This window comes from Actinoplanes sp. NPDC051633 (assembly GCF_040681735.1).
Classification (GTDB): domain Bacteria; phylum Actinomycetota; class Actinomycetes; order Mycobacteriales; family Micromonosporaceae; genus Actinoplanes.
The window spans coordinates 1-22,172 of the sequence record NZ_JBFAZH010000007.1 but is presented as its reverse complement, the minus strand read 5'-3'; the positions used below and the strand labels follow the sequence as shown (position 1 = coordinate 22,172).

The following is a 22,172-nucleotide window of genomic DNA, read 5'->3' as shown; positions in this document are numbered from 1 at the left end:
GTCGGCACCTGTGATCGACGAGACTCGGCTGCATGCCCAGGCGTCGCGACGTGCTCCTCCGGGTCGCCAACGTCAATCCGGAGAGCGTTTCCACCCACTCCGACCGGGTGCTCTACAGCGCGATCGGCGTCTTCGTGCTGCTGTATTTCGTCTATGCGACGGTGGGCGGGGCGGCGTTCGTGGACGCCAGCGCGAACTACACGCACCCATGGTGGCAGTGGGTGGTCGGGCCGCTGGTGGCGATCGGCGTGGTCGCGTACGACCGTGCGGTGGTCGGGCGGGTGGCGATCAGCTTCGACCACCTCGACTCCCCCGACCCGCGTCACCTGCTGAAACGGCCGACGCTCGGGCTCTATGTGGGCCGGGTCGGGCTCGCCCTGCTGTTCGCCGTGATCATCACCGAGCCGTTGATGCTGGCGCGATACCGGGGCGAGATCGACGCCTACCTCAACGAGGTGCACAACGAGCAGATCCTGACCATGTCGTCGACCGGGGCGATCGGCGCGTATGACGCACGCCTGGCCGAGCTGCGGCGGCGGGCCGCGGAGGAGGACCGCGCGGTGGGCGCGCTCTCCGCGCAGGCGGCGGCCAAGCGCAAGGATGCTCGTACGCTCTACCGTCAAGCGCTCGCCGACTCGGCCGGCGCGGGGGTCACCCGCAGGTCCGGGTGCCCGGCCGGCGGCTACTGCGACAAGCTGGTCAAGCGTTCCCGCTCCCTGGACGACCAGGCCGCCGGGCTGGACCGGCAGGCGTCGGCGCTGCGAACGACGCAGGGGCCGGGCCGGGTGGCCCGGACCGCCGAGATGGCCTCGCTGACCCGGCTCATCGAGGATCAGCGCGAGCGCAACGCGGCCGCGATCCGGGCGGACGCCGGCTTCGGGGCGCGCACCGCGGCGATGTGGCACCTGGTGACCAGCGACTTCTGGGGCATCGGCGTGTTCTACCTGGGGATCGCGCTGTTGCTGGTCGCGCTGGACTGCGCGGCGGTCGGGCTCAAGTTCGTGTCGCGCGGCAACGCCTACGAGCGGGCCGAGGCCCGGCTGGCGCGGGAGCGGGAGCATGCGGCCCTGATCGCGTACGAGCGTGGGGTGGCCGACGCCCGCGCCTACGGCGAGGCGACGATGCGCGTGGTGGCCGGCGGGGTGGACGCGGCGACCCGCGACGACCTGCTGAACGAGATGGCCGCCGAGCGGGCCCGGTCGGTGCTGCGGTCGGCGGTGGGCGACCTCCCGGCCCGGCGGCCGGCGCGTCGCCACGTGGCGGGCCACCGCGATCTCCCTGCCAATTCGGACCAAGTGCGCAGTTGAAGTCCTGGACTTAACGCAAGTTGCACATCGGCGCTACTATGTGCTCCGGCGCACCGCCTGCCCACGCTCTGTTGAACGGCGGCTAGGCCGCTCTGGCGATGTGCGCCGCGGCGACGGGTCCTCACGTGTGAGGGCTCGTCTTCGCGTTACCGGCCGAAGTCCTTGGGCGGCGCGCTGATCGCCACGCGCACCACGACGGCGGCCTGGACGGTCTGCAGTGGCGGGTCGAGGTCGAGCTCGAGGTCCATCGCGTCGGCCGCCGCCATCTCGGCCTTGCCGGCGGCGAACCCGCGATACATCACCGGCTGCGCGCCGCCGGTGCCCTCGTCGGCGATCTCGATGAGACGCTGCACCCGCGACCCGACGGCCTCGGCGTATTCGCGCGCCCGCTGCACCGCGTCGGCGATCGCCTCCTTGCGCACGTCGGCGCCGGCCCGGCTGCCCTTGCGCAGCTGCCACCACGGCCCGGACACCTGCGTCTGCTCCTGGTTGCCGAGCCGCAGCAGCAGCTCCCCGAGCACGGCGAAGTCGGTCACGGTGACCGTGGTGGTGATGCTCCCGTGGTACGCGATCACCCGCTCGGCGGACCCCGATTTCGGCCGGCCGCGCATCTCCGGATAGATCTGCACCGACCCGGTCTCGCGGCGCTCGATGGCGTCGTCGAAGTCGTCGAAGTCGTCGAGGTGGCTGCGCAGCTCGGCCGCCCGCTCGGTGAGCCGGGTCAGCGTGGTCTCCCGATCCTTGTCGCGCGACGACACGGTGACCGAGAAGACGGCCAGCTCGGGAGGGACCTCGCGGAGCGCCTCGCCACGCACCACCACTGTCGGCAGGTCCCGCTCGTGATCCATGGACTGGACGGTACCCGCGCTCACGCGGTGCGGCGCGAGCTGCGGACCGCCAGGACGACGGCCAGAACGGCGACGATCAGCAGGAGCAGGCCGCCCGCGACGAAGACCAGCGGCGGGATGCCACCGCCCGACGAGTCGTCGTTGCCGGTGGCCACGGCCGGGCCGGCCGGGGCAGTGGCCGGGGCCGCGCTGGACGCCGCGGGTTGCGGTGCCGTGAGGGCCTCGGCCAGGTTGAGCGCGCCGTGGCCGTAGAAGTCGTCGCGCCCCTTCGCACCCCGGTCCTCTGAAGTGGCGATCAGCCGGTCGGTCACCTGCTGCGCGGTGAGCTCGGGGTACTTGGCCCGGATCAACGCCGCCGCACCCGCGACGATGGCCGACGCGTTGCTGCTGCCGAAGCCGGTGCGGTAGCCGTCGCCCACGTCCGCCTGGACGATGTCGACGCCGGGAGCGACGATGTCGACCTGCTCGCCGTGCTGGGAGAACTTGGCCACCTTGCCCTTGCGGTCGACCGCGCCGACCCCGATCACCTCGGGGTAGCCGCCCGGGAACTCCTCGGCATTGTCCTTGTCGCCGGTGTTGCCCACGGACGCGACCAGCACGACGTCTTTCGCGGCCGCCCGGCGCACCGCCGCCTGCAGCCCCTCGGAGCTCGGCAGGCCGAACGACATGTTGATGACCTTGGCGCCGTGCGCGACCGCCCAGTCGATGCCCTTGTTCACGAACAGCGCGTCGTCGTTGGGTCGCACCGCCAGGACCTTGGCCTCGGGCGCGATGCCGAGCATGCCGCGACCGCCGCCGTGTCCACGCCCGGCGAGGATGCTGGTCATCCCGGTGCCGTGGCCCGAGTCGTCGATGATCCGGGTGTCGTTGTCGATCGTGTCGATCCCGCCGACGACGACGCCCTTGAGGTCGGGGTGTTTGGCGTACACACCGGTGTCGATGACCGCGACGGTGACGCCGGCGCCCTTGGTGATCCGGTGCACCTCGGCGATGTCGAGGGCCTTCAGCCACCACTGACCGTCGCGCGTCGAGTCGGCATACGCCGCCGTCGGCGCGACCGCAACAAGGGCGACCGCGGCAATCGCCGCGATCGCCCGTCGAAGCAGAATCACCCTCGGTATCCGCCGATCACGTTCGGGCCGGGGTCGTGCCTGCCGGTCTGCGGACGCGGCCGGATCACCGGGGTCACCCCCGACTCGACCTCCCACGGGTTGTCCGGGTCGAAGTGCTTGCCCTCGCCCTCGTCCTCGCCGCCCGCGCCGCGGCGGCCGGAAGCACCGGTCATCGCCGAGTTGGCTCCCGGACGTCCGCCCGCACCGGGCTCATCCGGCGGCAGCCACGACGGCCGGATCGGCTTGCCCGTGCCGCGCGCGCCGGGGCCACCCGCCGCACGACCGCCCGGACCACCGACCCCGCCGGCCGCCCGGCCACCCGGACCACCGACCCCGCCGACCGCGCCGGCCGCCCGGCCACCGGGACCGCCCACGCCGCCGGCCGCCCGGCCACCCGGACCGCCCACGCCGCCGGCCGCCCGGCCACCCGGACCACCCACGCCGCCGGCCGCCCGGCCACCCGCACCGCCACCGACGCCGCCGATCCCGCCTGCGCCGCCGCGCGCACCCGGCCCGCCGATCGTCTCACCGATCACCGCGCCGGAGGGCAGCGCGCCGCGCATGCCGCCCGCTCGTACACCGCCGGGCTTGCCGGGGCCGCCCAGGCCGGCCGGCATGGTCTTGGCCGGCAGCGTTCCGCCACCGCCACCGCCACCGCCGACACCGCCGGGAAGACCGGGCATGCCGATCGGCGGCAGAGGCGCCGGAGCGGGAGGCCCCGGAGGGCCGATGACCGGCGGCACACCGGGGTTGCCCGGCGGCAGCACCGGCGGAGGCGTCGGGCCAACGCCGGCCAGGCCGGGCCCGGTGTCGCCCCCGACACCACTGCCCACGCCAGCGCCGACTCCACCGCCGACTCCGCCACCGACCTGGTCGGGCAAAATCGGATCGTGGCCGGGCATGGTGGGCGGCGGGTCGTGCGGCACGTCCAGCGACGACCCCGGCGAACCCACGCCGCCACCGCCGGACCCGCCGGCCGCGCCGGAACCGCCGTAGGTCGAGACGCCGCCGTTGGGGTTGGTGCGCGGGCCGGGAACGTACCCCGACTTCTCCTTGGGGTCCATCTTGTACTCGGCCGGGACCTTGATCTGGGCGACGTGCATCTCGACGACGCGCTCGGCCGCCATCATGCGGGTCCGTGCCTTCTCGTCGATCTCGTCCTCGGCGCTGTCCACCCAGCCCGGGATGAGGTCGCTGTTCTTGCTCTTGTACTCCTCGTACAGCGGCTGGATGTCGGCCTTGGCCTGCCGCAGCTCCTCGAGGATGTTGGCCAGCCCGCTCGCGGTGGTGTCGGCGTCGAGTTTCGCCTCGTCCATCTTGGCGAGAAGGATGTCGAACTCCTTGACGAACGCCGCGGCCGACTCGTTCTGGTCCGGCGACCAGGCGGCGGCAAGCGAATCCCGCGCCATCTTCAGCCGAGCCTTGTGGTCCTTCATCGCCAGGGCCACGTCACCCCAGGCCGCGACCTGACGCCAGGCGTCGGGGTCGTCCTCGTTGGCGACCATGGCCCACACGCGCGGCGTGTTGTACGCACCCCAGTTGGTGCAGTAGCTCGAGGTCAGCACCGGTTCGTCGCTCATATCGCACGCACCGTCCCCGTCGTCGGATCGTCGTACTCGGCCTCGGCGATCTTGCGACGGTATTCGTCCGTCGCCGTCCGCAGGATCTGCCCGACCTTCTTCGCCGCGTCCGCCGACCGGGCGTCGACCGCGTCGAACTCCTTCGCCACCAGCTCCGCGGCCTCGGCCATGATGTTGCCGGCCTCGACGTAGTTGTTCAGATTCGCAAGGTGGGCCAGGTAGGCCTGCATGTACCGCGTCTTGGCCGCATGGACCGAGCCGCTCGCGTTGTTCTGCCCGAACCGCACGCCCGGGAGCTGAGCGTCAGCTCGGGCGATGGCCGGGTTGAGGCCCTCATCGGACTCGAAACGAACATCCTTGGCGAACCGGCTGAGCTCGCTGGTCTCCACATTGATGGACGGATCACTCACCGCCGCGCCTCCCCGTGGTCGCACATCAACGGCAACGCATCGAGGGTAACCGCAGCCTGCGACAGAGGGGTACCCGTATCGGTCCCACTGTGGACAAGTTAGCGGGGTTTACGACAGGCGTTCGGCCGCTGCGGCCACTCGCTCATCGGTCGCAGTCAGGGCGATCCGGACGAACTGCCCGCCGCGCGGGCCGTAGAAGGCGCCGGGCGCCGCCAGGATGCCGCGCTCGGCGAGCCACTGGACGGTCGCCCAGCACTCCTCGCCGCGGGTCGCCCAGAGATAGAGACCGGCCTGCGAGTGCTCAATCGTGAAGCCGGCCGCGGTCAGCGCGTCGCGCAGGACCACCCGCCGGGAGAAGTAACGTTCGCGCTGCTCGGCCACGTGCGCCTCGTCGGTCAGCCCAGCGATCATCGCCGCCTGCACCGGCTTGGGCACGATCATGCCGGCGTGCTTGCGCACCGCCAGCAGCTCGGCGACGAGCGACGGGTCGCCGGCGACGAAGCCGGCGCGGTAGCCCGCCAGGTTGGACCGCTTCGACAGCGAGTGCACGGCCAGCAGGCCGTTGTAGTCGCCGCCGCTGACCTCGTCGGCCAGGATCGACACCGGCGTGGTCTCCCACCCCAGGCTGAGATAGCACTCGTCGCTGACCACGGTGACGCCGCGCTCACGCCCCCAGGCGACGATCTTGCGAAGGTGCTCGACCGGCAGCACCCGCCCGTCCGGGTTGCCCGGCGAGTTGATCCAGATCATCCGGACCCGCGGGTCGGGGCCGAGCGCGGTCAGCGAGTCGGCGCGGACCGCGGTCGCACCGGCCAGCTGCACGCCGACCTCATATGTCGGATAGCAGACCTCGGGGATCGCCACCACGTCGCCGGCCCCTAGACCCAGCAGGGCGGGCAGACCGGCGACGAGCTCCTTGGACCCGATCGTGGGCAGCACCCCGACCGCGCCGCCGGCGCCGCACGCCGACGCCACCCAGGCGGCGATCGCGGTCCGCAGCTCGGGCGTGCCGGCGGTGAGCGGATAACCCGGGGCGTCCGAGGCGTCGGCCAGCGCCTGCCTGATCAGCGGCGGGACCGGGTCGACCGGCGTGCCGATGGAGAGGTCGACGATGCCCCCGGGATGCGCGGCGGCGACGGCCTTGGCCGGCTCGAGCAGATCCCAGGGGAAATCCGGCAGCTTGGACGACACGGGCACGTCGAGGGCCAGTCCTGCTCAGTGCTCGTTCAGGCCGGGTGGCTGGGAGGCCACGAACGCCGTGTCCTTGTCGATCTTGCCGACCTTCGACGCGCCGCCGGGCGAGCCCAGGTCCTCGAAGAACTCGTAGTTCGCGGTCGTGTAGTCCTTCCACTGCTCCGGCACGTCATCCTCGTAGAAGATGGCCTCCACCGGGCAGACCGGTTCGCAGGCACCGCAGTCGACGCACTCATCGGGGTGGATGTAGAGCATCCGGTTGCCCTCGTAGATGCAGTCGACCGGGCACTCCTCGATGCACGCCTTGTCGAGCACATCGACGCATGGCTCAGCGATGATGTAGGTCACGGACCCTATTCCCTTCCGGCAGCGCGACCAAGGATTGGGGCGCGCGGGCAGTGCGGTAGCAAACGCAAAGCCTAGTATCTCGCCGGAGGGAGGTCGCGCGTGCTCCGACGGCAGGATGTGGGACACCGTGTGGTGGTGCGCCGAATTGTGGGCGTTTCCGCCGATCGACCCCTTTTCTCGGACGCGCTCGGCGAGCTCGTCGACCTGACGGAGACGGATCTCACCATCGCCACCTCGCAGGGCACGCTGCGGGTGCCGCTGCGCGAGGTGCACCGGGCCAAACGCGTGCCCGCCGCCCGCCGCCCACCGGCACGCGACGTCATCGCGCTGGAGCTGGCGGCGAACGACGCCTGGCCCGCGCCGGTGCAGGGCCGGCTCGGCGGCTGGATCCTGCGCGCGGCGGAGAACTGGACCGGCCGGGCCAACTCGGCGCTGGCCGTCGGCGACCCCGACCGGACCCTCGAGGCGGCCATCGACGCGGTGCTCAGCTGGTATGCCGACCGCGGCCAGCAGGCCCTGGTCAACGCGCCGATGCCGCTCGCCGCCCCGGTCAACTCGGCGCTGGACGAGCGCGGCTGGACGGCCCGCCCGCTCACCCTGGTGCAGACGGCCAGCCTGGCGACGGTGCTGGCACAGGCCAGGGTGCAGTCACAGGACAGGGCCGACCTGCCGCCGGTCGCGCTCGCCCACGCGCCGTCCGACGACTGGTTCGCCATGGTCGCCGACCACAAGGGCACCCTGCCCCGATCCGCGCGGAGCATCCTCACCGGCGTACCCGAATCGGTCTTCGCCGAGGTCCGGGACGCCGGCGGCGGGCTGCTCGCGGTGGCCCGCGGCACGGTGACCGGCCCGGACCGCTGGCACGGCGTCTCGCTGGTGCAGACCGCACCCACCGCGCGCCGAACCGGCCTGGCCGGTCACGTCGTGCGCGCGATGGCGCAGTGGGCCGCCGGGCGCGGCTCCACCCGCGCCTACTTGCAGGTCGAGGAGCGCAACGCGGCCGCGGTCGCGCTCTACGGCAAGATGGGCTTCAGCACCCACCACACATACCTCACCCGCGAGGCTCCGCGCAGCTAACGCCGCACGACGCGGCGCGGCTTGGTGGCGCGCGACTGGGCGAAGGCGCTGAGCGACCGCGACCGGTAGTCCCGGCCCAGCGCCGTCGCGATCCAATAGCCGAGCAGCGTCCCGACGATCGCGAAGCCGCCGTAGAGCCACACCTGGGAGAAGAAGTTGCCGGCGCCGCCCGCGAACGGGCTGTCGCCGCTGATGAACGGTCCGACCAGGATGGTCAGCAGCATCCCGAGCACCGCGGCGGCGGTCACCTCGGGCAGCCACTCGCTGGGTCGTTTCTGCTGGGCCCGGATGAAGGTGATCACGGCGAGGGCCAGGCCGATCGCCGCGAACATCCCGAGGGACACGCGGCTCTCCGCTTTCTCCTCGCCGTCGAAGCCGAGCCGGATGATCAGCCGCGCGACCACGTTGATCGCGAACAGCCCGACCGCCACCAGGGCGATCGGCACCCACCGTTGCCGCACTTCATCCTCCAAAAGAGTTACTCAGGCTCGGGGCCGCAGACGAATCGTGGTTCGGGATCGTACTTCCAGGTGAACTTCTCTCGCTTTACCTCTTTGCCGTCCTTGCGGATGACGCGCCAAGCGTCCTGCGTGAAGCCCGGCAGCCCACCGGTCTCGATGCACCTCGGGCCCGGCTCGCGGTGGACCGTGGGCGGCGACGTGTGGTTGCGGCGGGCGCTGCGCTCGGTCTTCACGCTGTCGTAGTACTTGGTGCTCCACATCGACACCGTCACCGATCGCCCGGTGGTCGACGTGTCGATGAGGATCCCGTACGGCGTGGTGTTCTTGAACTTGAGGTCGAGCGTCGGGTAGAAGATCGTCGACTCGATGACGCTCGGGTAACGGGAGAAGTAGAACGAGTGCGGCTTGTGCTCGACGTCCTCGAGACCGGCGTAGTAGGACGCGTTGAACAGCGTGGTGGTGAACTGCGACGCGCCGCCGCCGACCCCGGGCTCGAGCTTGCCGCCGACGATCACCGGCGCGTCCTTGTAGCCGTTGGAGTAGGTGCGCTCGCCGGTGTGCCGGTTGAGCGAGAACGTCTCGCCCGGCTTGACGATCGCGCCGTCCACGTCCTTTGCGATCTGGATGATGTTCTGGCTGCGCGGTGAGCTGCGGCCGCCGGTGAAGTAGGTGGTGAACGTGGAGACCCGCTGCTTGATGCCGAGCTTCGCGACGTCCTGGTCGGTCGTCTCGGCCTCCTCGGTGACCAGCTCGGCGGTCACCGACCGGGGACCCTTCCCGGGCAGCACCGCGAGCAGCGCCGGGCCCAGCGCGGCCAGGTCGACCACGGTGCCCGGGGAGCTCGCCACGATCTTCGGCTTCGACCCGGCGAGGGTCACCGTGGCCTGCTGCGGCTCCTGCTCGACCTTGGCGAACTCCGTCGCCGCCGCGGCGTGCAGCTTCTTGCCGTCCACCGCCGGGGTCAGCTTGCCGGCGGCGTCGGCCCGGAAGATCAGGCCCTTGGCGATCGCCGCCGGGCTCAGCGTGAACCTCTTGCCGTCGGCCTCCACCGTGACCGGCGCCGCCACGGCGGGCTTGGCCAGCGACGCGACCAGCTCGTCGACCTGCTCCCTGGTCGTCGCCGGCGGCAGCACGGCGAGGGCGACCTCGGCGGTGCGCCCGGTCAGCCAGGTGTCACGGACGGCCGCCGCGGCCTGCGCGCGGTCCAGCGTCCGGCCGGGTGCGGGGTACGTGGGCTTCGGCGTCAGCCCTGCGTACGCGATGCCGGGCTTCTTCAGCGTGATGCTCTTGGGATCGAGCTGCGCCCGCAGCGCCTTGTCGAGCCGCGCCGGGTCGAGGTTGATCACCGGAGCGACGTCCCGGGTGCCGAACGGCCTCGACGTGCCCTCGGCGGCCGCGTCGACGGTGGCCGTGAGGTCGACGGCCATCCCGATCGCCGACGGCTTGATCGAGACCGCCTTGCCGTCCAGCCGGACCACCGCCGGCTCGTCGTCCCGCTGCTCGACGGCCGCGGTGAGCGCGCGCAGGGCGTCGGCCCGCGACTTGGCGCCCAGGTCGACGCCGAGCACCCGGGTGCCGCGCGGGATGTCGCCGTGCACCACCCAGGTCACTGCCGCGCCCGCGCCGACGACCACGGCGGTCGCCGCGCCCGCCAGCACAAAGAGGCGCGTCCTGCGGGGGGCGGCGGCCGGAGCCGTCAACACCTCTGTGGTCTGATCCTGGACGGACGTCACGACACAACCAATCAAGGTCACGGAAAGTGCCGCAATTTTGCAGGTTGACCAGTGGATCTGACAACCACGTCCAGCTGTTTCACAGCGGCCGGCGCCGCATGATCAATCGATAGGCGTAGACCGCGAAGCTCAGCGAGCCGACCAGGATCATGATCAGGGCGACCCAGTCGTTGCCGCCGATCAGGTAATCGCCCTCGGTGGTCCTGGTCCCGGCGGCGAACAGCATCAGCACGGTCCACAGCACCCAGGGCACGGCGGCCGCCCGCCGCCGACCGGTGGTGTGCACCGCGAACCAGGCCAGCGCCCAGTTCGCCACCGCCGCGAACACCACCGCCACGCCGATCGGCACGCCGGCCAGGCGCAGCGGCGTCAGATACAGCTCGACCAGCGCGGTGACGAGCGTGGCGACGGCCGACACCAGGACCCCGAGCGCGCGGACGATCCCCAGGTCACGCCGCGGCGGCGCGACCTGCTCCTCGATCACCTGTGGCGGAGCGGTCACAACGAGCCCGGCAGGCCGCTGAACAGATCACGCTCCCACTTGTGCGGGCCGGAGACCTCGCCACGGGAGCCCTTGGCCAGCGTGTAGTACTCGACTCCCATGAACTCACCGCCGAAGTCCCCCGCGATGCCGTAGAGCCAGGAGTTGTCCGGGATCTGGGTGGCGTGTGCCTTCATCGCCGCCACCTTGGACTCGAAGCGGTCGGTGCCGTCGATGCAGGCCGCGATCTCGTCGTCGGACTGGCCGAAGGGCAGGTCCTCGACCCTCTGCACGTCGGCGAACGGGTTGTCGTCCAGCCCCCGGAACGCCTCCATGCCGCCCTCCAGGACACTGCGCGGCATCGCGGTGAAGTAGATCTTGGCGGGACCGTCGTCACCGGCCAGCTCCGCGGCGCGCATCGCCACCCGGTGCGCCATGATGTGGTCCGGGTGGCCGTAGAAGCCGTTGTCGTCGTAGGTGATCATGACCTGCGGGCGTACCTCACGCATGATCTCCAGCAGGAGCCCGGCGGCCTCGTCCAGATCCGCCTGCCAGAAGCACCGCGGATGGTCGTTGGTCGGCAGCCCCATCATCCCGGAGTCGCGGTAGCGACCTGCGCCGCCGAGGAAGCGGTGATCGGTCACGCCGAGGGCCGCGCAGGCGCGCTCCAGCTCGACGACCCGGTATCCACCGAGCTGGTCGGCCTGTTTCGCCTCGAGCTGGGCCAGCGCCGGGACGTGGATCTCGCCCTCCTCGCCCAGCGTGCAGGTGACCAGGGTGACCTGCACTCCCTCCGCCACGTAGTGGGCCATCGTGGCCCCGGTGCCGATGACCTCGTCGTCGGGGTGGGCGTGCACGAGCAGCAGGCGCCGCGGGTCTTGCTCCATCACGCGCGCAACTCTACGGGCAACTCGCCGCGTTGACGGGCGCGGAGGGGCCTTGATCAGCGATGCTGGTGGTCGTGGACTTTCCCGAGCTGGCGATGCGCACCGATCGCTTCCGCCGTGGGGCGCCGCACGGTGTCGTGGTCGCCGCGGACGGCGCTCGCGTGGTGTTCCTGCGCTCGGCCGGCCGGTTCGACGACGCGGCCGCCCTGTGGGCCCTCAACGTGGCGACCGGCGTCGAGCAGCTGGTCGCGCCGGGGCCGGTGACGAGCTTCGGCGTGGACCGCAACGCCCGGGTCGCGTCGTACGCCCGCGACGGCCGCCTGTTCCGGGTCGACCTGGTCGGCGGCGGCGAGGTCGAGATCCCCACGCCGGAGCCGGCCCTCGACCCGCGGCCGGACCCGATGGGGCGGCACATCGGCTACACGACGCCGGCCCACTGCCTCCGGATCACCGACGGCGAGCGGGACGAGCTCCTGGCCGGGGAGCCGGACGGCAGCTCGTGGCGGGATCCGGGCGGGGTCGCGTGGGGCGTCGCCGACCCGGCCGGGCGCGAGTTCGGGCGCAGCCGCGGCTGGTGGTGGGCGCCGAGCGGGAGTCAGGTGCTGGCCGCGCGTACCGCGAAGGCGGTCTCCCTGCACCTGCTGGACCTCGACGGCGGCTGGGTGGACGTGCACTGGGACCGGGAGACCTATCCCTACCTGGTGGACGTGCACTGGGCGGACGGCGGCACGCCGCTGATCACCGTGCTGCGCCGGATGCAGCAGCACGGGCTGGTGCTGTCGGTCGACCCGCGGACCGGCGAGACGCAGGTGCACGCCGAACTGGCCGACGCCCGCTGGGTGGAGCCGATCCCGGGCACGCCACGGCACCTGCCGGACGGCCGGGTGCTGGTCGGTGGCGAGCTGGCCCACGACGGCTTCGACGCCCGCTGCCTCGTCGCCGACGGCAGCCTGCTGACGCCACCCGGCCTCTACATCCGGCGGGTCATCGGGGTGCTGCCCCGCACCGGTGCGCCCGCCGCGGGTCCGGATCTGGTGGTCGAGGCGACCGACGGCGATCCGGCGGCCCGCGACATCTTCCGGGTGCGCACCTCGCTGGGCGGGGGCAGCGCCGAGGCCGTGCGGCTGGCCGCCGCCCGGACCGCCGCGGTGGGTGGCGACGTGCTGGTGCTCGGCAACGAGGTCCGGCGCGGCGGGGTCGCCGTGCACACCCTCGAATCGTTCGCCGAGCCGCTCCCGTACACCCCGCATCCGATCCTCGAGCGCGTCACCGACCGCCACCTGCCCTCCGCCGTGCTCTACCCCACCGACCACGTCGGCGGCGGCCGCCTGCCCGTCCTGCTCACCCTGGGTGACGGGCCGGGCTCTCAGCAGGTCACGACCGACGCGGCGCAGTGGCAGGAGCGGCAGTGGTGGGCGGAGTCCGGCTTCGCGGTGGTCAGTGTCGACCCGAGGGGTACGCCCGGAGTGGCCCCCAGCTACGAGAAGGTCGTGCACCGCCGGCTCGCCGACGTCCCGCTCTCCGACTGCCTGGCCGCGCTGCAGGCCTTGCACGGCAAGCACCCCGACCTCGACCTGACCCGCGTCGCCGTGCTGGGCCGCGGGCTCGGCGGCTGGCTCGCCGGGCTGGCCGTCACCCGGCACGGCGACGTGGTGCGCTGCGGTGTCGCCCGCGACCCGGTGACCGACTGGTCGTCGCTGCCGGCGCCGTTCGCCGAGCGCTATCTGGGCCGGCTGGCCGACGCCCCCGAGGTGTACGCCCACCACGACCTGGCCGGCGACCTGCCGCACCCGCTGCTGCTGACCGCGCCGTCGACGCTCGCCGAGGAGCTGGCCTTCATCCGGAACGTGCTGTCGTGAACGAGCCGTCATGAACGAGTTGTGGGACGGCAACGTGCTGGTCCGGCCCGGCCCCAGCCCGCGCCACCAGCTGATCATCGAGGCGCTGGCGGCGGCGCTGCGGGTCGGCCGCGGCGACCTGCAAGTGCTGGTCGGCGTGACGGTCCGGCTCAACGATCAGCGCATGGTGGTCCCGGACATCGTGGTGACCGGGCCGATCGACCTGGACGATCCGGTGGTCGACGCGTCGTCGGTGCGGCTGGTGGTCGAGGTGGTGTCGCCGGCGAGCACGACCGTGGACCACACGCTCAAGATGCACGGGTACGCCGAAGCCGGCATCCCCTGGTATCTCCTGGTCGAACAGGACACGCACGCCCTGCGCGGCCACTTCCTGGTGGGCGGCGCCTACGAGGAGCGTTCCGTCCTCCAGCTCGAGCACCTGCTCCGCTGACCCGACGTGCGGAACCCCGTAGTGGTAGCCCTGCCACCTTTGCGAGGGCAAAACACGTGGGTGGGCTACCACTATTCGGCAGCTCAGCCGAAGATCAGGCGGTTGCGGCCCGCGTGCTTCGCCTCGTAGAGGCGGCGATCGGCGCGGTCGTAGAGCTCCCGGCCGACCAGGCCCTCGGCCGGCGATGCCAGGCCCATGCTGACCGTGACGCTCAGGCCGGGCGCGATCGCCGCCCAGTCGCGGCCCAGCACCACCTGCCGGATCCGCTCGGCCAGCACGGCCGCGCTCAGCACGTCACCGGGCAGGATCATCGCGAACTCGTCGCCGCCGAGCCGGATCGGCACGTCCGCGGCCCGGCCGTGCGAGCGCAGCACACCGGCGATCTCGCTGAGCACCCGGTCGCCCACGACGTGCGAATACGCGTCGTTGATCGCCTTGAAACGATCCACGTCCATCAATAGGAGGTTGTCCCGGAGGTCGTCGATGCGCAGGTCGAACGTCCGCCGGTTGCCCAGGCCGGTGAGCGCGTCGGAGGTGGCGACCAGGTCGGCCCGGGCCCGGGCGGCCTCCAGCTCGACCCGGCGGCGGGCCTGGCGCAGCATCGTGCGGCGGTCCAGCCGCAGGCGCCAGAGCAGGGCGAGCTGCGACTTCACGGTCTCCAGCAGCGACCGGGTGGTCGGGCCGGGCGACTCCCGCACGGCGAGGACGGCCAGTTCGTACCGGTAGATCAGCCGCTGCTGGGGCAGCACGGCGAGCTGGTCGGCGGCCAGCAGCTCGCGCCGGGCCGCGACCAGGTCGCCGGTCTCGCGCAACGCGACCCCGTGCGCCAGGTGCAGCATCCGCGCCTCGTGCCACTGCCCGGCCTCGCGCATCGGCATCAGCAGCTTGCCGACGAGGATGAGCGCCTGGTCGTACTCCCTGATCTTGGCCAGGCCGACGGCCAGCAGGGCGGCGCACAGCGGGGCGTCCAGCTCGCGATCGTGCCAGTAGCGCAGAAGCTCGACGCTGCTGGCGAAGAGCGCCGCGGCCTCGTCCTCGTGGTCCACCTGCTCGAGCCGCAGCGCCCACTCCTGCCGCAGCTCGGCGCGCTGCAGGTCGCCGGCCGAGCGGAAGAGCTCGTCGAAGTCCGTCGCCATCGCGCCGAAGATGTCGGTCAGCCACATGTCCGCCAGCTCGAAGAGCTCGGCGGCCTGCGCCGCACCGCTCAGCGAGGACATCGCGGACAGGTAGCGCCAGGTGCCGCGCGGTGCCACCTCGAGCATCGCCATCGCCCGGGCCACCTGATGCAGGCCCTCGTCGATGCGGCCCATCCGGATCAGCATGTCGCCGGTGTCCGCGAGGATCTTGGCGTCGGTGGTGCGCGGCCCGGTCGCGGTCCCGGTCAGCTCGGCGAGCCGCCCGCTGACCGACAGCGCCTCGGTGAGCCGGCCCAGCGCGGCCAGCGCGTAGACCCGGCCCATCTCCACCATGCGCTCGGTGCGCGCGTCGCCGTAGAGCCGCGCGACGGCCACCGCCTCATCGGCCGCGATCAACGTCTCGGGGTGGTGGCCGCGCAGGGTCAGGCCGTGCACGTGCAGGGCCAGATCGCCGAGTGGGCCGTACGGGGAAACCGGAACGGGCAACCGATCACCCGGCACTGTCCACCCCCGATCGACGAGTCGTCTCGCGACCCTACTCTGCGGCTCGCCTAGGGTTTGTCCCATGACCGAGTTCGATGCGGCGTGCGCCGCGGTGCAAGCCGCGCTCGACGCGGGGGCGCGCTACGCGGACGCGCGGATCATGGTGCGGCGCACCGAGGTGATGAACGCCCGCGACGGCGATGTGGAGGACCTGACCTCCGACGAGAGCGCGGGTCTCGGCGTACGCGCGCTGGTCGGCTCGGGCTGGGGCTTCTACGCGGTGCCCGACGTCTCCGACGGCGCCGCACGCGCGGCCGGGCGACGCGCCGCGCAGATCGCCGAGGCGAGCGCGCTGGTCCCCGGCCCGGCCACTGACCTGGTGCCGACCGGCGCCGGCGAGGCGAGCTGGGCCAGCCCGTGCGAGGTCGATCCGCTCTCCGTGCCCCTGTCCGACAAGGGCGACCTGCTGGTCCGGGCCACCGCGGCGGCCAAGGAGGCCGGCGCCGACATGGCCGAGGGCATCTACCAGATCTGGGACACCCGCAAGTGGTTCGCCTCCAGCGACGGCCACCGCATCGACCAGCACATCCGCGAGTGCGGCGCGGGCGTGACGGCCAGCGTCTTCGGCGACGGCGAGATCCAGCGCCGGTCCTGGCCGTCGCATCGGGGCCAGTACGCCACCCGCGGCTGGGAGCTGGTCGACGAGCTCGACCTGGTGGGCAACGCCCCGCGGATGGCCGAGGAGGCGCGGCAGCTGATCACCGCGCCGCTCTGCCCGGCGGGCACCACCGATCTGGTGCTCGGCGGCGAGCAGTTGGCGCTGCAGATCCACGAGTCGGTCGGGCACGCGATCGAGGTAGACCGCATCCTCGGCTGGGAGGCGGCCTACGCCGGCACGTCGTGGCTCGATCTCGACAAGCTGGGCTCACTGCGCTACGGATCCGAGCTGATGAACATCACCATCGACCCGTCGATCCCGGGCGCGCTGGGCAGCTTCGGCTACGACGACGAGGGCACGCCGGCGGCGAAACGCGACGCCGTACGCGACGGCCGCTGGGTCGGCGTGCTGGCCGGCCGCGACTCGGCGGCGGTGGCGGGGCTCGACTACGCCGGCAGCGTCCGCGCCGACGGCTGGGCCCGGCTGCCGATGGTCCGGATGACCAATGTGGGCGTGGAGCCCGGGCCGCACACCCTGGACGAGATCATCGCGAGCACCGACGACGGGGTGTTCATGGACATCAACCGGTCCTGGTCCATCGACGACCGGCGGCTCAACTTCCAGTTCGGCTGCGAGATCGGGTACGAGATCAAGAACGGCAAGCTGGGCCGGATGGTGCGCAATCCCACGTACACCGGGATCGGCCCGATGTTCTGGCAGTCGATGGACATGCTCTCCAGCGAGACGGTCGCGTGGGGCACGCCCAACTGCGGCAAGGGCCAGCCGGGCCAGGTCGGGCACACCGGCCACCCGGCCGCGCCGGCCAGGTTCCGGGGCGTGCGCGTGGGCGTGCGCGCATGAGTGAGCTCTCCATCGCACAGCGGGTCGTCGAGCTGGCCGGACCGGGGGTCGAGGCCGAGGTCTCGGTGCTGCACACGGCCGAGGCACTCACCCGGTTCGCCAACTCGGCCATCCATCAGAACGTCGCCGACGCGACCACGACGGTCCGCCTGCGGTTGCACCTCGACGGCCGGACCGCGGCCGGTTCCACCACGCTGACCGACGCGGCCGGCCTGGCCTCGCTGGTGGAGCGGGTGACCGCGGCGGCCCGGCTGAGCCCGCCGGACGCCACCTGGCCCGGGCTGACACCGCCCTCGGCCGTACCGGAGACCAATTTCGACGAGGCCACCGCCCGCGCCACTCCCGAGGAGCGGGCGCGGCGGGTGCGCGACTTCGTCGACGCGGCCGGCGGGCTGGAGACGGCCGGCTACTGCCGCACCGTCTACCGGTCCGGAGCGTTCGCCAATTCCGCCGGGCATTCCGCCGAGGGGCGGTCCGCCGCTGCGGACATGGACGGCATCGCCCGCGACCACGGCGACGACGGCGTGGCCCGCCTCGCCGGGCACCGGCTGGCCGACCTGGACGGCGCCGTGCTGGGCGCCCGCGCCGCGGCGAAGGCACGGGCCGCCGGCCGGTCCGCGCTGCTCGCGCCGGGCCGCTACGAGGTGGTGCTCGAGCCCGAGGCGGTCGCCGACCTGATGACCAACCTGGCCGTGTTCGGCTTCAACGGGCGCTCGTTCGTCCGCGGCGAGTCGTTCGCCGAGCCGGGCGCCGGCCAGTTCGACCCGGCCGTGACGATCCTCGACGACCCGGCCGGCGACCTGCCCTTCGACCTGGAGGGCACGCCGCGCGGGCCGCTCACGCTGGTCGACGCCGGCACCACCGAGGCGGTCACCCACGACCGCCGGACCGCCGCCGAGGCGGGCACGGCCTCGACCGGCCACGCGGCACTGTTCGCGCACTGGCTGGGGCCGATCGCCTCGCACCTGCGGATGCTGCCGGGCCCGGCGGGTGCGGAGCCGCCACCGGCGAGCGGACCCGCCGCGGCGTCCGCCCGCCCGCTGGTCGAGCGGGTCGAGCGGGGGCTGCTGATCACCGATCTCTGGTACACGCGGGTGCTCGACCAGAAGAGCCTGGTGATCACCGGGCTGACCCGTAACGGCGTCTGGCTGGTGGAGGACGGCGAGGTCACGCAGTCGGTCGGGAACATGCGGTTCACGCAGTCGTACCGGGAGGCGCTCGCCCCCGGCGCGGTCCGGGCGATCGGCGCCGAGGCGGTCCCGGTGCCGGACCGGCAGGCCGGTCACCGGATCACCGTGCCGGCGCTGCACCTGGCGAGTTGGAACCTCACCGGCAACGCGAGCGGCTGAGGTTCCAAGATGTGACGAACCGAGGCATGCCTTAGGGAGAAAGGTCCGGAACCTCGGCGTAACGTGTCCCACACAACGCAGACGCCCGACGCCTGCGCAGACCGTTGCGCCCCCCGCACGGTCTCGTCTCGGGCGAAGGTCAGGGAGAAACTTCAATGACGACGACGGCAACGAGGCCGGGTGCGGGGCGTGCGCGCGCCGCCATCGCGGCGAAGACGTTGCGCACCGACCGGTGGTGGTTCGCCCCGCTGATCACCTTCCTCGGTCTGAGTGCCTGGTTGGCATACGGCCTGGTCCGCATCTACATGCACAAGTGGTATTACGTCGAGGACTACCACTATCTGACGCCGTTCTATTCACCGTGCGTGACCGAGCGATGCGTACCCGAGGCGGCGCACTTCGGACGACCACTGCCCGGCTGGTGGATCATCCCGGAGGCATCCTTCACCCTGCCGTTCCTGCTGCTCTTCCGCCTGACCTGCTATTACTACCGCAAGGCGTACTACCGGGCCTTCTGGCTCTCGCCGCCGGCCTGCGCGGTGCCGGACGGGCACAAGAAGTACACCGGTGAGACGCGCTTCCCGCTGCTCGGGCAGAACCTGCACCGGTACGCGTTCTACGCCGCCATGATCATCTCGATCATCAACACCGTCGACGCGATCATCGCGTTCCAGAGCCCCAGCGGCTTCGGCTTCGGCCTGGGCAACCTCGTCCTGGTCGGCAACGTGGTGATGCTCTGGCTCTACACGCTCTCCTGCCACTCCTGCCGGCACATCGTCGGTGGCCGCATGAAGCACTTCTCGAAGCACCCGGTCCGCTACCGCGCCTGGGGCTTCGTGTCGAAGCTGAACGCCCGGCACATGCAGTTGGCGTGGATCACCCTCGGCACTCTCGTGGTGACCGACTTCTATGTCATGGCGGTGGCCGCCGAATGGTGGCCCGACCTGCGATTCATCGGCTAGGAGGGCCAGCGCGATGACAACCCGCATCGAACGACACCACTACGACGTCGTCGTGATCGGCGCCGGCGGGGCCGGGCTCCGCGCCGCGATCGAGGCACGGCTGGCCGGCAAGCGGACGGCGATCATCTCGAAGTCCCTCTTCGGCAAGGCGCACACCGTCATGGCCGAGGGCGGTGCCGCCGCCGCGATGGGCAACGTGAACAGCCGCGACAACTGGATGGTGCACTACCGCGACACCATGCGCGGCGGGAAGTTCCTGAACAACTTCCGAATGGCCGAGCTGCACGCCAAGGAGGCCCCCGAGCGGATCTGGGAGCTCGAGACCTACGGCGCGCTCTTCGACCGCACCAAGGACGGCAAGATCTCGCAGCGCAACTTCGGCGGGCACGAGTACCCGCGGCTCGCGCACGTCGGCGACCGCACCGGCCTGGAGCTGATCCGCACCCTGCAGCAGAAGATCGTGTCGCTGCAGCAGGAGGACAAGGCGGAGTTCGGCAGCTACGACGCCCGGATCAAGGTGTTCTCCGAGACCACGATCACCGAGCTGCTGCTGGACGGCAACAAGGTGGCCGGCGCGTTCGGCTACTACCGCGAGTCCGGCGAGTTCCTGCTGCTCGAGGCGCCGGCCGTGGTGCTGGCCACCGGCGGCGTCGGCCGCAGCTACAAGGTGACGTCGAACTCGTGGGAGTACACCGGCGACGGGCACGCGCTCGCGCTGCGCGCCGGGGCGACGCTGATCAACATGGAGTTCCTGCAGTTCCACCCGACCGGCATGGTCTGGCCGGTGTCCGTCAAGGGCATCCTGGTCACCGAGTCGGTCCGGGGCGACGGCGGCGTGCTGAAGAACTCCGAGGGCAAGCGGTTCATGTTCGACTACGTCCCCGACGTCTTCCGCAAGCAGTACGCGGAGACCGAGGAGGAGGCGGACCGCTGGTACGAAGACGCGGACAACAACCGCCGGCCGCCCGAGCTGCTGCCCCGCGACGAGGTCGCCCGCGCGATCAACTCCGAGGTGAAGGCCGGCCGGGGCTCCAAGTCCGGCGGCGTCTTCCTGGACATCGCGAGCCGGCTGCCCGCCGAGGAGATCCAGCGCCGCCTGCCGTCGATGTACCACCAGTTCAAGGAGCTGGCCGACGTCGACATCACCAAGGAGCCGATGGAGGTCGGCCCGACCTGTCACTACGTGATGGGTGGCGTGGAGGTCGACCCGGACACGGCCGCGGCGTTCGGCGAGGTGGAGGGCCTGTTCGCGGCCGGTGAGGTGTCCGGCGGCATGCACGGCTCCAACCGGCTGGGCGGCAACTCGCTCTCCGACCTGCTGGTGTTCGGCAAGCGCGCCGGCGAGCACGCGGCCGCGTACACCGACGCTCTGGTCAAGCGGCCGAAGGTCACGACCGCGGATGTCGAGACCGCGGTCGACACGGCGCTCGCGCCGCTCGCCCGGCAGAGCGGGGAGAACCCGTACACGTTGCAGCAGGACCTGCAGGCGGTGATGGGCGACCTGGTCGGCATCATCCGCCGCGAGGGCGAGCTGACCGATGCGCTGAAGCGGCTCGAGGAGCTCAAGCTCCGGGTGGCCAACGTCGGGGCGATCGGCGGCCGCAAGTACAACCCCGGCTGGCACCTGGCGCTCGACCTGCGCAACATGCTGGTGGTGTCGATCTGCACGGCGAAGGCGGCGTTGGAGCGGGAGGAGTCCCGCGGCGGTCACACCCGCGAGGACTTCCCCAAGATGAGTCCGCAGTGGCGGCTGCTCAACCTGGTCTGCTCCCTGGACGCGAACGGCGACGTGCAGCTGGAACGCAAGGCGGTGCCGAAGATGCGCGACGAGCTGATTCAGCTCTTCGACCGGACCGAGCTGTCGAAGTACATGACCGACGACGAACTGGCGGCGTACGACGCCCTGACCGCGGAGGCGAAGTAATGGGCACGAAGCGCCACTTCAAGGTCTGGCGGGGCGACGCGTCGGGCGGCGAGATCCAGGACTTCGACGTCGAGGTGAATGAGGGCGAGGTCGTCCTCGACGTCATCCACCGGCTGCAGGCCACGCAGACGCCCGACCTCGCGTGCCGGTGGAACTGCAAGGCCGGCAAGTGTGGCTCCTGCTCGATGGAGATCAACGGCAAGCCGAAGCTGGGCTGCATGACGCGGATGTCCACGTTCTCCGACGACGAGACGATCACGATCACGCCGCTGCGGACCTTCCCGGTCATCCGCGACCTGGTCACCGACGTCTCGTACAACTACCAGAAGGCGCTCGAGACGCCGGCCTTCGCACCGCCGGTGGGCGTCAAGCCGGGCGACTACCGGATGAAGCAGGTGGACGTCGAGCGCTCGCAGGAGTTCCGCAAGTGCATCGAGTGCTACCTCTGCCAGAACACCTGCCACGTGGTGCGCGACCACGAGGAGAACAAGGAGGCCTTCGCCGGGCCCCGGTTCTTCATCCGGGCCGCCGAGTTGGACATGCACCCGCTCGACGCGCGGACCGACCGGAAGGACTACGCCAAGGAGCACCAGGGCCTCGGCTACTGCAACATCACCAAGTGCTGCACCGAGGTCTGCCCCGAGCACATCAAGATCACCGACAACGCGATCATCCCGATGAAGGAGCGCGTGGTCGACAACAAGTACGACCCGCTGGTCTGGCTGGGCCGCAAGATCTTCCGGCGCGACGAGCTCGAGCAGCAGAACGGCTCGTCTCCCTCGTCGTCGGGGAACATGGCGCCGTCGAACCCGGTCACCAGTGAGGCGGCCACGCCGTTCTCCAGCGCTCGTAAGCCCGAACCGCCGCACGTCGGGCCGGACGGCAAGCTGGACGTGGCCGAGCTCCTGGCGCAGAAGGCGGGCGGCCCGTCGCCGTTCGGTGACGAGCAGGAGTTCCCGCTGCCCACCGACCGGATCTCCTACAGCCATCCGGACCAGCCGAAGGATTAGAACGGGCGTACTATTCGACGGTGACCTCGTACCAGCCGTCGATGTTCGACATGATGTCCGGC

The 22,172-nt window shown here is 71.6% G+C and carries 20 protein-coding genes; 9 read left to right on the top strand and 11 right to left on the bottom strand.

Annotation, left to right across the window (positions count from 1 at the left end; genetic code table 11):
* Positions 1-32 precede the first annotated feature (32 nt).
* On the top strand, positions 33-1,307 hold the full coding sequence (locus AB0M20_RS01070) for a DUF4407 domain-containing protein (RefSeq protein WP_364291687.1): 1,275 nt from the start codon (positions 33-35) through the stop codon (positions 1,305-1,307).
* A 146-nt stretch (positions 1,308-1,453) separates the two neighbouring features.
* Here AB0M20_RS01070 and AB0M20_RS01065 read toward each other — a convergent pair whose 3' ends face one another.
* From AB0M20_RS01065 to fdxA, 6 genes are all read right to left on the bottom strand, one after another.
* Positions 1,454-2,155, bottom strand: coding sequence for an SIMPL domain-containing protein (locus AB0M20_RS01065; RefSeq protein WP_364291684.1), 702 nt, complete (start codon positions 2,153-2,155; stop codon positions 1,454-1,456).
* A gap of 20 nt (positions 2,156-2,175) precedes the next feature.
* Positions 2,176-3,267 (bottom strand): S8 family serine peptidase, encoded by a 1,092-nt coding sequence (locus tag AB0M20_RS01060; protein ID WP_364291681.1) that lies wholly within the window; start codon positions 3,265-3,267, stop codon positions 2,176-2,178.
* Positions 3,264-4,847 carry a hypothetical protein gene (locus AB0M20_RS01055; RefSeq protein ID WP_364291678.1) on the bottom strand — a complete coding sequence of 528 codons (1,584 nt, stop codon included), beginning with the start codon at positions 4,845-4,847 and terminating at the stop codon, positions 3,264-3,266. Before AB0M20_RS01055 ends, AB0M20_RS01060 begins: the two co-directional genes overlap by 4 nt.
* Positions 4,844-5,257 carry a hypothetical protein gene (locus AB0M20_RS01050; RefSeq protein WP_364291675.1) on the bottom strand — a complete coding sequence of 138 codons (414 nt, stop codon included), beginning with the start codon at positions 5,255-5,257 and terminating at the stop codon, positions 4,844-4,846. Before AB0M20_RS01050 ends, AB0M20_RS01055 begins: the two co-directional genes overlap by 4 nt.
* A gap of 108 nt (positions 5,258-5,365) precedes the next feature.
* Positions 5,366-6,454 carry a succinyldiaminopimelate transaminase gene (dapC, locus tag AB0M20_RS01045; RefSeq protein ID WP_364291672.1) on the bottom strand — a complete coding sequence of 363 codons (1,089 nt, stop codon included), beginning with the start codon at positions 6,452-6,454 and terminating at the stop codon, positions 5,366-5,368.
* An 18-nt stretch (positions 6,455-6,472) separates the two neighbouring features.
* On the bottom strand, positions 6,473-6,799 hold the full coding sequence (gene fdxA, locus AB0M20_RS01040; protein WP_364291669.1) for a ferredoxin: 327 nt from the start codon (positions 6,797-6,799) through the stop codon (positions 6,473-6,475).
* 99 nt (positions 6,800-6,898) lie between these two features.
* Between fdxA and AB0M20_RS01035 the strand changes: the two genes are divergently transcribed.
* Positions 6,899-7,876, top strand: coding sequence for a GNAT family N-acetyltransferase (locus tag AB0M20_RS01035; RefSeq protein ID WP_364291666.1), 978 nt, complete (start codon positions 6,899-6,901; stop codon positions 7,874-7,876).
* Here AB0M20_RS01035 and AB0M20_RS01030 read toward each other — a convergent pair.
* From AB0M20_RS01030 to mshB, 4 genes are all read right to left on the bottom strand, one after another.
* Complete coding sequence (locus AB0M20_RS01030) at positions 7,873-8,337, bottom strand: hypothetical protein (protein WP_364291663.1); 465 nt, start codon at positions 8,335-8,337, stop codon at positions 7,873-7,875. The two genes, AB0M20_RS01035 and AB0M20_RS01030, sit on opposite strands and share 4 nt — an antisense overlap.
* A 17-nt stretch (positions 8,338-8,354) precedes the next feature.
* Entirely contained in the window at positions 8,355-10,070 is a 1,716-nt protein-coding gene (locus AB0M20_RS01025; RefSeq protein WP_364291660.1) for a VanW family protein, read from the bottom strand.
* Positions 10,071-10,149: 79 nt separating this feature from the next.
* Positions 10,150-10,572, bottom strand: a complete 423-nt coding sequence (locus tag AB0M20_RS01020; protein WP_364291657.1) for a hypothetical protein — start codon at positions 10,570-10,572, stop codon at positions 10,150-10,152.
* Entirely contained in the window at positions 10,569-11,438 is an 870-nt protein-coding gene (gene mshB, locus AB0M20_RS01015; RefSeq protein ID WP_364291717.1) for an N-acetyl-1-D-myo-inositol-2-amino-2-deoxy-alpha-D-glucopyranoside deacetylase, read from the bottom strand. The genes AB0M20_RS01020 and mshB overlap by 4 nt, the downstream gene beginning before the upstream one ends.
* Before the next feature lie 74 nt (positions 11,439-11,512).
* Between mshB and AB0M20_RS01010 the strand changes: the two genes are divergently transcribed.
* Positions 11,513-13,297 (top strand): prolyl oligopeptidase family serine peptidase, encoded by a 1,785-nt coding sequence (locus AB0M20_RS01010; RefSeq protein WP_364291654.1) that lies wholly within the window; start codon positions 11,513-11,515, stop codon positions 13,295-13,297.
* Positions 13,298-13,307: 10 nt separating this feature from the next.
* Positions 13,308-13,727: a Uma2 family endonuclease gene (locus AB0M20_RS01005; protein ID WP_364291651.1), complete on the top strand. Its 420-nt coding sequence runs from the start codon at positions 13,308-13,310 to the stop codon at positions 13,725-13,727.
* An 83-nt stretch (positions 13,728-13,810) separates the two neighbouring features.
* Here AB0M20_RS01005 and AB0M20_RS01000 read toward each other — a convergent pair whose 3' ends face one another.
* The gene (locus AB0M20_RS01000; protein ID WP_364291648.1) at positions 13,811-15,349 is read right to left on the bottom strand and encodes a GGDEF domain-containing protein; all 1,539 of its coding nucleotides are present in this window, start codon (positions 15,347-15,349) and stop codon (positions 13,811-13,813) included.
* Between the two features lie 79 nt (positions 15,350-15,428).
* On the opposite strand from AB0M20_RS01000, the gene AB0M20_RS00995 reads away from it, so the two are divergent.
* The 5 genes from AB0M20_RS00995 to AB0M20_RS00975 all read left to right on the top strand — a co-directional run bounded on the left by AB0M20_RS00995 (position 15,429) and on the right by AB0M20_RS00975 (position 22,110).
* Positions 15,429-16,865 (top strand): TldD/PmbA family protein, encoded by a 1,437-nt coding sequence (locus AB0M20_RS00995; RefSeq protein WP_364291645.1) that lies wholly within the window; start codon positions 15,429-15,431, stop codon positions 16,863-16,865.
* Entirely contained in the window at positions 16,862-18,214 is a 1,353-nt protein-coding gene (locus AB0M20_RS00990) for a metallopeptidase TldD-related protein (protein ID WP_364291642.1), read from the top strand. Before AB0M20_RS00995 ends, AB0M20_RS00990 begins: the two co-directional genes overlap by 4 nt.
* A gap of 155 nt (positions 18,215-18,369) precedes the next feature.
* Positions 18,370-19,176 (top strand): hypothetical protein, encoded by an 807-nt coding sequence (locus AB0M20_RS00985; RefSeq protein WP_364291639.1) that lies wholly within the window; start codon positions 18,370-18,372, stop codon positions 19,174-19,176.
* A gap of 13 nt (positions 19,177-19,189) precedes the next feature.
* On the top strand, positions 19,190-21,100 hold the full coding sequence (locus AB0M20_RS00980) for a fumarate reductase/succinate dehydrogenase flavoprotein subunit (protein ID WP_364291636.1): 1,911 nt from the start codon (positions 19,190-19,192) through the stop codon (positions 21,098-21,100).
* Positions 21,100-22,110 (top strand): succinate dehydrogenase/fumarate reductase iron-sulfur subunit, encoded by a 1,011-nt coding sequence (locus AB0M20_RS00975; RefSeq protein WP_364291633.1) that lies wholly within the window; start codon positions 21,100-21,102, stop codon positions 22,108-22,110. Before AB0M20_RS00980 ends, AB0M20_RS00975 begins: the two co-directional genes overlap by 1 nt.
* Positions 22,111-22,172: the final 62 nt, after the last annotated feature.